Origin of the sequence: Nesterenkonia haasae (assembly GCF_010119385.1) — a bacterium.
GTDB lineage: Bacteria > Actinomycetota > Actinomycetes > Actinomycetales > Micrococcaceae > Nesterenkonia > Nesterenkonia haasae.
In genome coordinates, this window is record NZ_VFIE01000030.1 from 39286 (window position 1) to 49918 (window position 10633).

General features: G+C 65.4%; 6 protein-coding genes. 4 read left to right on the forward strand and 2 right to left on the reverse strand.

From position 1 onward, the window contains the following. The first annotated feature begins 606 nt into the window (after nt 1–606). The 4 genes from FH975_RS15380 (at nt 607) to FH975_RS15395 (ending at nt 7349) form a co-directional block, all read left to right on the forward strand. Nucleotides 607–2715 carry a hydantoinase/oxoprolinase family protein gene (locus tag FH975_RS15380; RefSeq protein ID WP_162322073.1) on the forward strand — a complete coding sequence of 703 codons (2109 nt, stop codon included), beginning with the start codon at nt 607–609 and terminating at the stop codon, nt 2713–2715. After that, on the forward strand, nt 2712–4856 hold the full coding sequence (locus FH975_RS15385) for a hydantoinase B/oxoprolinase family protein (protein ID WP_162322074.1): 2145 nt from the start codon (nt 2712–2714) through the stop codon (nt 4854–4856). The genes FH975_RS15380 and FH975_RS15385 overlap by 4 nt, the downstream gene beginning before the upstream one ends. Nucleotides 4857–4929: 73 nt before the next feature. Then, a complete protein-coding gene (locus tag FH975_RS15390; RefSeq protein WP_162322075.1) occupies nt 4930–6489 on the forward strand; it encodes a class I adenylate-forming enzyme family protein in 1560 nt (519 codons plus the stop codon). 29 nt (nt 6490–6518) lie between these two features. Further along, entirely contained in the window at nt 6519–7349 is an 831-nt protein-coding gene (locus FH975_RS15395; protein WP_162322076.1) for an enoyl-CoA hydratase/isomerase family protein, read from the forward strand. Nucleotides 7350–8230: 881 nt separating this feature from the next. Here the strand turns inward: FH975_RS15395 and FH975_RS15400 are convergent. Next, nucleotides 8231–9316, reverse strand: a complete 1086-nt coding sequence (locus tag FH975_RS15400; RefSeq protein ID WP_162322077.1) for a zinc-binding dehydrogenase — start codon at nt 9314–9316, stop codon at nt 8231–8233. Further along, a partial coding sequence (locus tag FH975_RS15405) for an aldehyde dehydrogenase family protein (RefSeq protein WP_162322078.1) occupies nt 9316–10633 on the reverse strand: 1318 nt, incomplete at its 5' end. The genes FH975_RS15405 and FH975_RS15400, both read right to left, overlap by 1 nt.

A 10633-nucleotide genomic window follows, 5' to 3' on the forward strand; every position in this document is an offset into this window, starting at 1 on the left:
ACTCCTGAAGTTCGACACATGAGGGACGTCTGGGCCTTGACGGGCCCCACCAGACCGTCCCTTCGCACCATCCCGCCGCATTCAGGTGATCGATTTCGCGCCGGCCTCTGCCGAGGTGCGGACGCACTGAGCACGGGGCGGAAGACCGTGAGTGCCTCGAGTTGAAGGGACTGGCGCGGACCACCGGTGTGGGTCCCGATCGGCGAACCCCCAGACGCATGCGCCAGAACAAGCACAGCGAGCACGCCACCTGAGTTGAGCGGGTTCACTCGCGGTGGCCGGTGCAGATGCCCCGACGCTGCAGGCACCGGCTCGATATTGCACTGTGGTGCGCAGCTGCTACGTAAGTGACTCAGAGTGGAGACGCAGCCGGTTCAGCACCAGAATCGGGACGGGACTGACCGACCGGAACGAGCCGCGAAAGTCGGAACCGCCGACGTGGGATCGATTCGCGGCACGCACCTCTCAACGCCGGAAAGCGCGCCAGGGCACGAACCTACCCGCGCGAATATACACCCACCCCTTGCGCCACACCATGACCTGTGTCACACTTATCCTTGTAGTTCAAACAACCGTTTGGCAGAACTTGCGCTCCAAGGAGAACTCATGACGACCCATGTCGGTATCGATGTCGGCGGGACCTTCACTGACGCAGTCGCAGTACGCGACGGCGTCCCCTTCCGAGCCAAGGCCTTCTCCACGAAAGACGTCACAACCGGCATCCTCGCCGCTCTGGACGTCCTCAGCGAACGCCTGGACCTCACGACGACGACGCTCCTGCCGACCGTGGAGCGGTTCGTCCTGGGCAACACCATCGTGACGAATGCGGTGGACGAGCAGAAGTACTCGAAGGTGGCGCTCATCGTCACCAAGGGTTTCCGCGACACGCTTCGAATCGCCCGCTCGGCTCGCACCAACGAGCGCGACCCGCACGCCATGGCCCCTGCAGCCGAGATCGTCCGACGCGACATGATCTTGGAACTCGACGAGCGAATCGACTCCGTCGGGCAGGTGCTCACTCCTCTGCAGGACGAGGAGCTCGCCGACGTAGTCCAGCAGGCCGTCAATGCCGGGGCGGAAGCCATCGCCGTGTGCCTACTCTGGTCATTTCGCAACCCAGTCCATGAACAAGCAGTGGGCGCTTTCCTGGCCGAGAATCATCCGGGGATCCCCTTCTCACTGTCCAGCTCACTGACTCCCGTGTACCGCGAGTACGAGCGTACGGTGACCACCGTCCTCGATGCCGCGGTCAAGCCCCTGGTCGCGGACCACTTCGCCCAACTCGCGGATCGGCTTCGTGAGGACGGACTCCAGGTGCCAGTTCAGATCATGCAGGTGCACGGTGGGTTCCTCTCGGTCCAGGAGACGTCCAAAGCCCCCATCTCGATGTTCAACTCCGGCCCGGTCGGCGGAGTCACGGGAGCGAAGATCCTGGGCCAGACCCTCCAGCGCAGCAGGATTCTGACCGCTGATATGGGCGGCACCAGCCTCGATGCCGCCGCTATCGTTGACGGCGAGCTCCGTCTGCTTCCCCGCGCCGAGGTCGGCGGGTTCCCGACCAGCCTGACCGCGGTCGACATCGAGACGATCGGCGCCGGTGGCGGCAGCCTGGCCTGGGTCGACGGGCGCGGACTGCTCCGCGTCGGCCCGCACAGTGCGGGCTCGAACCCGGGGCCAGCCTGCTACAGCAACGGTGGGTCGAGGCCGGCCGTCACCGATGCCGCCGTCGTCCTAGGGCTCATCGACCCGGACTACTACCTGGGTGGATCCGTGTCGTTGGACCAGACCCTGGCCGAAAAGTCACTCATCGAGCACGTCGGCATCGAACTCGGGCTCTCGGCCGCCGAGGCAGCACAAGGGGTATACCGGCTCGCGACCTCGCAGATGTCGAACGCCCTCCGCCGGATCACCGTCAACCGGGGCCACGACCCGCGTGAGTTCACCTTGGTCGCCTTCGGGGGCGCCTGTGGCCTGTTCGCGGCTCCGCTGGCCCGAGAGGCCGGGGTGCGAGAGATTGTCGTACCGCGCAGTGCTGCGGTGTTCTCCGCCTACGGGCTCATGCACGCCGACTCCGTGTTCTCGAGCGTGAAGACCACCCCGTGGTCGGTCGACATGCCAGCGTCAGCACTCGAGGCCGAATTCGCCGAGCTCGAGGCGACAGCTCAGCAGTGGTTCGACGCGGAAGGGACTCCGCAGGAGCGCCGGGAGGTGTACCGCGAGGCCGATGTGAAGTTCGCCGGCCAGATCTTCGAGGTGACCACGCACCTCGACGACGGCGAGTTCGACGAGGAGGCCAAGCCCCGCCTCCGCGAGGCCTTCGTTCGCGACTATGAGAAGGAGTTCGGCGCCGGCACGGCGTGGACGGAGGTCGACATCGTGGTGGTCAACGTGCGAGTACGGGCCGTCGGCCGCAGCGAGATCCAGGTGTCGACGACCAACGACGGCACGGGACAGAAGGTCGCTCCAACCCGGGAGCGCACCATTCTCGAGCCCAATGCAGCCTCGCCTTGCGTGGTGAACGCCTATCGCGGCTTCACCAGCACCGAGAACGTCCGCGGCCCACTGATCATTGAGGAGCCCGACACCACCATCTACATCCCCCGGGACGCCACCGTGCGAGTAATCGACACCGGAGACCTCCTCATCACCCTTGACGATTGCTCCGCTCCGGAAGCGATCGTCGCCGAACTCGAGCTCGAAGGAGCAAGCGCATGAGCGACGCCAAAATCCCCGCCGGCTACGACCCGGTGACCCTGGAGGTCATCCGGATGCGCCTGGACTCGATCGTGGAAGAGATGGGGATCGCCATGATTCGCTCCTCCGGATCACCTGTGATCACCGAGGGAGGCGACTTCAACACCGCCCTGTTCGACGCCGAGGGGCGCATCTACGCCTACTCCGACTTCGTGCAGATGCATATCGGCACCGGGAGCATGGCCGTCAAGCTCCTCATGGAGGCCATCGAAGGCGAGCCGTTGTCCCCCGGTGACGCCTTCATCTGCAACGACCCGCACTCCTCGGGAGCCAGCCACGCTCCCGACACGACGGTCATCTCCCCGATCTTCATCGGAGCCAAGCACGTCGGCTGGGCTCACTCCCAGGCACATCTGGTCGATGTCGGGGGCATGAACCCGGGGGGCTTCGCCCCAGCGGCGACCGACTGCTTCAGCGAAGCGATCCGCATGCCTCCAGGGGTGAAGATCTACGACCGCGGCGAGCCGGTCGAGTCGGTCAAGCGCACCATCTTGAACAACGTACGAGTACCGAAGCTCTACTGGAACGATGTACGAAGCCTGGTCGCCAGCAACAACACCGGCATCCGCAGACTGGTGGAGACCATCAACGAGTTCGGATTGGACGAGTTCACGCGATACACCGCGCTAAACTTCGAGCTGGCCGAGCGTCTGGTGCGCACACGGATCACGGCGATCCCCGACGGCGTCTACCGCACATCGGACTTCACCGAACACAACGGCCACCGAGACGGCGCCTTCGAGATCGCCTGCGCCATGATCGTCGAGGGCGACAGCGTCACCTTAGACTTCGAGGGATCGGCGCCGCAGACCGACGGGTTCGTAAACTGCAGCTACGGCGCATTGATGGGCGCCATCGCGGCCGTCATCGTTCCAGTGCTCGCGTGGGACGTTCCCTTCAATGAAGGCGTGATGAGCGCATTCACAGTCCTTGCGCCGCGCGGCTCCATTGTTAATCCTGAGTCCCCGGCGCCTGTCAGCAACGGGCATCTGACGACCGGGTCCCGCGTCAGCCGGGTCGTCGCCAAGCTTTTCAGCCAGGCGTGCATGCGCAGCGAGGACGCCGTGATCCAGCAGCGCACCCAGGGCCAGTGGGCCGACTCCTGGACCGGTGGCATCGCCGCCGGCGTCGGGGCAGACGGCGAGTACTTCGTCTTCTTCAACATGGACGGCAGCGGATCCGGCGCAGGCGCACAACCAACCGGGGACGGCGTCGACTGCGCCGGGCTGATGACCCAGATCAACAACGTTCTTCCCGATGTCGAGATGAACGAGATGCTTTACCCCATTCTGTACCTATGGCGGGAGGTCGGGCCGACCACTGCTGGGCACGGACAGTTCCGCGGCGGCATGGGCCTCGACTTCGCATGGACCTTGCACGGTGTCGACGAGGCCGTGCAGACGGTCTTCGCCCCCATCGCTCGGATCCCAGCCGAAGGGCATGGTGGCGGACTGCCGGCGGGCGGCAGCGGCCATGCAATCCTGCGCGGCACCAATGTCGAAAGCCTTCGGAACTCGAAAGCGGCGGTGACAAAGGGCACGGTGTTGTTCGAGTCCCGTGACATTCCCGCGCTGAACGCTTCCGGGCTGAAGCTCTCCTCCGGAGAGGTCTTCCACCAGTGGATCGCCGGTGGCGGCGGATTCGGCGATCCACTCCTGCGCGACCCCGAGAAGGTCGCGAAGGACGTCCACGACGGATACCTCGCCGCCACGATCGCTTCACAGACCTATGGCGTCGAGCTGGGCTCCACCGGTGCGGTCGACCACGGCGCAACGGCGGAGCGACGCACCAGTATCCGACGTGATCGAATCGGGCGCGAACCGCAGATCGCAAACGGCGAAGCCGGCGTCAGTTCGGCGCCGGTGCGCCGCGACGGGGCGTGGATCTGCCCAGCCTCCGGTGCAGTCATCAGCGAGAAGGACGACTGGCGAGAAGATGCCATCGTCAAGCAGGATGAAGCCGAAGGTTGGCTCTCCGACAACGGGACCCAGGTGCGGGGCGGAGACGGGTTCATCAGCGTCACGGTGGAACAGTTCTACTCACCCGTTTGCGGATCGCTTCTCGACACCCGGCTCGCGGTGACAGAACTCGCCCCCCACTGACATCACGATGGTTGGTGGGCCGGCTGCGCCACGAGCGGAGCCGGCCCACCACACACACGAACGAGAGAGACGCATGCTTCCGTACATCGACTACTTCGACAAGGGCGTCGCGCGGTTCCCGAACCGTGACTTCCTGGTCGACGAAGCGCAACGCATCACCTTCCAGGAGGCCGCCGACCTCACCCACCGCGTCGCCGATGGACTCCTGTTGGCCGGCCTGGGCAAGGACGACGCAGTCGCCACCATGGCTCCCAACTCGGCCATAGCCTACATCTGCCAGTGGGGCGTCATCAGGTCAGGCTCTCCGTGGCTGCCGGTCAACATCCGCAACGGCCTCGACGAGAACATTGACATCCTGAAACGGATGCGGATTCGATTCCTGTTCTTCGACAGCACACTGGCCGACCAGGCCGATCGCATCATCGCGGAAGTCCCGTCGCTGAAGCAGGCCGTCTGCGTCGACCGATCAGCCGGGTCCCACCCATCGCTGGACTCCTGGCTGCCATCGCCCGAGACTCCCCGGCAACGCCGCCATGCCAGAGGCCCCGGGGATGTTGTGTCGATACCCACGACCAGCGGAACGTCGGGGCGGCCGAAGGGGGTCATGCTCACGAATGCGAGCTTCTCCGCCGGCATCGCCAACTTCGATGCACTGATGCCATACGACGTCGCACCCGTGACACTCGCCGTCGCCCCACTGACCCATGGAGCCGGCTACTTCGCCGGAACACTCATTCCCCGTGGCGGCACGATTGTGATGCACCGCAGCACAGACCCCGGCGACGTGCTCCGGTCCATCGAGGAGCATCAAGTCACGACGCTCTTTCTTCCTCCGACCCTGCTGTACGGGATGCTCGACCACCCAGACGTCCGTTCCTTCGACTACTCATCGTTGCGATACCTCATCATGGGAGCCGCCCCGCTGTCCGCTACCAAGGCACGTGAAGCGATCGAGACCTTCGGTCCCGTGCTCTGTAACAACTACTCGCAGACCGAGGCACCGGTCACGGCAGCCTTCATGACCCCGCCGCAGTACGTCGAGGCGATCAACGACGAGTCCCTGTCCCGACGGATGTTCAGCGTCGGCACCGAGGCTCCATACACGCGGATCGCCATCATGGACGACGAAGGCAACCTGCTCCAGCCAGACACCCCTGGCGAGATCGTCATCCGAGGCGACGTCGTCATGAAGGGATACTTCGAGGACCCGGAGCAGACCACCTTAGCGTCGGCGCACGGGTGGCACCACACCGGTGATATCGGGTACATCGCCCCTGACGGCTATGTGTATCTCGTCGACCGCAAGAAGGACATGATCATCTCCGGGGGCTTCAACGTCTACCCCCAAGAGGTCGAGCAGCAGATCTGGGGCTACCCCGGAATCATGGACTGCGCCGTCGTCGGAATCCCCGATGAGCGATGGGGCGAGAGCGTGACCGCGGTCATCGAAACGACCCCAGACTCCGATCTCGATATCAACGCGCTGTCGCGACACCTCCGCAGTAAGCTCGGGGGCGTCAAGGCGCCGAAACGGATCGTGGAGTGGGACCACCTTCCCCGCAGTGGCACCGGCAAGATCCTGAAGCGCGAAATCCGCGACGCCTTCTGGCAGGACCTCGATCGCAAGATCTGACGCAGGGGAAACCCGAGAAAGGCACCACCATGAATGACACCATCCCGACGGAGCACGGCGAGCCGATCGAGGTCGAGCGGAGAGGCACGGCCCTGTGGGTCTGGCTGAACCGGCCCGACGTCCTGAACGCACTCAACCCGGAGATGCTCGATGCGATGGACGCTGCTCTGGCTGATGCGAAGGCGGACGACAGCGTCCACGGGGTCGTCGTGGCCGCTCGCGGCCGTGCCTTCTGCGCCGGTTCCGACCTCCGGTTGGTGCAGTCGCTGAACTCCGACGACGAGCCCACACCGCGCGGTCTCAGTTCTCGTCAGCAGGGGTTCCTTCATCGCGTCGGCCGGACGTTCAACGCACTCGAGGAGTTCCCCAAGCCCGTCGTCGCCGCGGTGCAGGGCATCGCTGTGGCCGGAGGTCTCGAGCTGGTGCTGTGCTGCGATTTGGTGGTGGCATCGGCAGCCGCGTCCTTCGGTGATGGCCACGCCAACTACGGCCTCATCCCGGGTGCCGGTGGGTCGATCCGGCTTCCGCGTCGTGTCGGATCGTCGTTGGCCAAGCGCATGATGTTCACCGGCGACGTGGTCCCTGCGCGCGATCTGGCCCACACCGACCTGTTAAGCGCCGTCGTGGACGCCGCGGAGCTGGAGTCCTACGTCGACGACTTGATGCACCGCATGGGGACGAAGTCCCCCCTGTCGATCCGCTTGACCAAGCGACTGGTCAACGACTCCGTCCAAGCACCGTTGGACGTCGCTCTGCGGATGGAGATCGATGCGTGTGAACTCAACGCGCAATCACACGACATGCGCGAGGGACTCGATGCGTTCCTTCAGAAGCGCGAACCACGGTTCTTGGGCCGGTAGCCGACGCTACCTACGCACCTGAGGCCACCTGCACTGAGCAGCAGCTCTGGTTCCAGTCCGGTTCGGGTGGCCTCGTCGTCGCCACTTGGGGCGTTTAAAGCCAAGCTGGCCAGCACCGCCGTCGTTCTCGAGGGCCGCACCCAAGCCGGAGGTCGTCCGCACCTACGGCTTCTCAAGCCTTGGTCTCACGGCTAGTCGCCCACTTCCGAGCCGAGGGTGATGCCGCTTCGAACCGGGATCTCGACCCCCGAGGACCTCACCGAACGCCATCCTGCCAGCGGTCGTCGATCTGATCGTGGACCTGCGGCAGCGGCTGTCGACGGCTGGCCTGAGCGCCGGACCCCACACCAGCGCCTGGCACCTCGAACACCACCATTCAGCGACCGTCTCCAGGGCAACGATCGCCCGAACCCTCACCTGGGTCGGCCTCGTCACCCCTGAACCCAAGAAGCGGTCCAAGTCCTCCTACGTCCGCTTCGATGCCCCTGCCGAACCAGACCTGGCCGTCCGACTTCCCCCGCAAGCGGGAGGTGCCGTCATGAAGGCCGGAATCCCAGCCTCAACGTTCACCGACAACGGCAGGGTCTCCACACGAGGTTCGCCAGCAGGCCCGGCCGAAACACCTTCGAGCACGAACTCCGCCGCCTCCACAAGCCACCCTTCAGGGGGCCACTTGACGAACATAGGAGCATCGAACGGTTCCACCAACCCTCAAGAAATGGCTCTGCGCCCAACCCGTCCAGCCGGCCACCATCGACTGCAGGCGCTGCTCGACCCAGATGTGGTTGCCCAGCGAACCACCAGCCGCCGAGTGACAGCTGAGCGGTCCAGTCGGCCGGCCGGAGGCGAGACTCGTCTCGCGGCGACAACGCGGGGTTGGGTCAGCCCTGCGGAGTCACCAGCGTGCGAACACCCTGACCGGACTCCATCCGAGCAAACGCCTCGACCACGCCCTGCAGGTGGGTCCGGTCACTGATCAGACGCGAAAGATCCACTGATCCGGAAGCAGCATGGGCCGCTATGATCGGGATGTCCCGCTCCGCATCGCACGAACCGAAGACCGAGCTGGTGAGCGTCCGCGCGAAATGGTAGATCTCCATGGCGTTGAAGGTCACTTCGTCGGTGACCCGACCGACCCCGACGACCGTGCATTGTCCCCCGCGTCGCACACTTCCCCATGCCGCGCGGATGGTTGCCGGCTTGCCGACACACTCAAAGGCGTGGTCCGCGCCGCGCCCGTCAGTCAGTGCGCGGACGGCCTTCGGAAGCTTCTCCTCGAACAGGAGGAAGTCGGTGGCTCCGAGGTCACGGGCGAACGCCTCCTTCGACTCGTTGACATCGACGGCGATGATGCGAGAGGCACCCGCCAACCGAGCTCCCGCGATGGCTGAGAGCCCGATACCGCCGACTCCGAGGACGACCACGCTCTCACCCGAGCGAACGTCGGCTGTGTTCCGCACCGCGCCCATACCGGTCAGCACCGCACACCCCATAACGGCCCCGACATCGAAACCGACGACGGCGGGAAGCGGGACCACACCGGACCGCGGGACGATCGCTTCCTCTGCGAAGGCGCCGGTTCCCAGCGCGACGTGAACGGGCGTGCCGTCCTCCAACACACCACCCGGTTTGCTCACCGCGCCCTCGACGACCCGACACAACCACGGCTCAGCGTGTAGGCAGAACCAGCACGACCGGCACGGCGCCGCCCAGTTGAGCACGACCCGGCCGCCGACCTCGACATCATCGACCGCCTGGCCTACCTCGATGACGACGCCGGCGGCCTCGTGCCCGAGCACCACCGGGAACTTCGGCGTGATCGTCCCGTTGACCATCGACAGGTCAGAGTGACAGACACCGGCTGCCTCGATGCGGACACGGACATCCCCCGCACCGAGCTCCGGCAGTGTCACCTCCACAACCTCCGGCGGCACGCCGACCTCGAACGCGACGAGTGCCTTCACCATCAGAATGTCTCCTTCACCTGGATGGACTTGACTTCCTCGAACTCCTCGAGGCCGTACCGGCCCATCTCGCGCCCGTTGCCGGATTGCTTGTACCCACCGAATGGCGCCAACGGGTTGTAGGACGCGCCATTGACGTCGACCGTCCCCGTCCGCATGGCCCGGGCCACGGCCATCGCTCGATCGTGATCGGCGCTCCAGACACTTCCATGCAGCCCGAAGCGCGAATTGTTCGCAATCTCGATCGCGTCCTCGTCACCGTCGTGCCCGAGCACGCACAGCACCGGCCCGAAGATCTCCTCCTGCGCGATGGCCGCGTTCGGGTCGACGTCTCCAAACACCGTCGGCCTGACGTAGAAGCCACTCTCGAAGCCAGTGGGTACTTCGGGCCCGCCGGTCACCAGCAGGGAGCCGTCATCGATGCCACGCTGGATGTACTCGCGCACGCTGTCGCGGTGCGAGGCGCTGGCCATCGGACCGAGCTTCGTCGACGCGGCTCGAGGATCCCCGGGGGCAAAGGCTGCCGCGAACTGCTCGGCCAGCTCCAGGGCGCGGCTCATGAGAGGTCGCGGCACGACAAGCCGGGTCCATGCGGTGCAGGTCTGCCCGCCGTTGAGGAACGCGTTCGAGACCCCGACCTTGACCGCCAGGTCAAGATCGGCGTCATCGAGCACGACGTTGGCCGACTTGCCGCCGAGTTCGAGGGTGACGCGCTTGACCGTCGGGGCGGCGGCCATCGACACGGCAGTCCCACCGCGAACCGATCCGGTGAACGAGACTCCGTCGATCTCGGGGTGTGCTGCGAGAGCCGCACCGACCTCGTGACCCCTTCCGTTGACGAGGTTGACGGTGCCCGGTGGAAGGTCGAGCCGATCGAGCTCGTCGAGCAGGATGCTGGTCGTGAGCGGTGCGACTTCGCTCGGTTTCACCACCACGGTGCAGCCCGCCGCCAGCGCCGGTGCAAGTTTGGCGACCACCTGGTGCAGTGGATAGTTCCACGGCGCGATAGCTGCCACCACTCCGAGTGGCTCCCGCAGCACCATCGTGTTCGCGATACGTTCCGGCTCGTCGCCCGCCGACAGCAGGTCCACGTAGCTGCGCAACACCGTGACCGGGAGGCTCGCCTGAATCCGTTGGGCGGTGCGCAGCGGGGTGCCGACCTCATCGCAGATCAGGCCGGCGATCTCGTCAGCTCGTGCCTCAAGTCGGTCGGCCAGCTTGGCCAGCACGTCAGCACGCTCCGTGCGGCTCGTGCTTGACCATTTAGGGAAGGCAGCTCGGGCCGCGTCGGCTGCCCTATCGACATCGACTTCGTCTCCG

Coding starts and splice junctions, on each gene's coding strand:
- FH975_RS15380 (WP_162322073.1), top strand. CDS start 607: ATGACGACCCATGTCGGTATCGATGTCGGCGGGACCTTCACTGACGCA.
- FH975_RS15385 (WP_162322074.1), top strand. CDS start 2,712: ATGAGCGACGCCAAAATCCCCGCCGGCTACGACCCGGTGACCCTGGAG.
- FH975_RS15390 (WP_162322075.1), top strand. CDS start 4,930: ATGCTTCCGTACATCGACTACTTCGACAAGGGCGTCGCGCGGTTCCCG.
- FH975_RS15395 (WP_162322076.1), top strand. CDS start 6,519: ATGAATGACACCATCCCGACGGAGCACGGCGAGCCGATCGAGGTCGAG.
- FH975_RS15400 (WP_162322077.1), bottom strand. CDS start 9,316: ATGGTGAAGGCACTCGTCGCGTTCGAGGTCGGCGTGCCGCCGGAGGTT.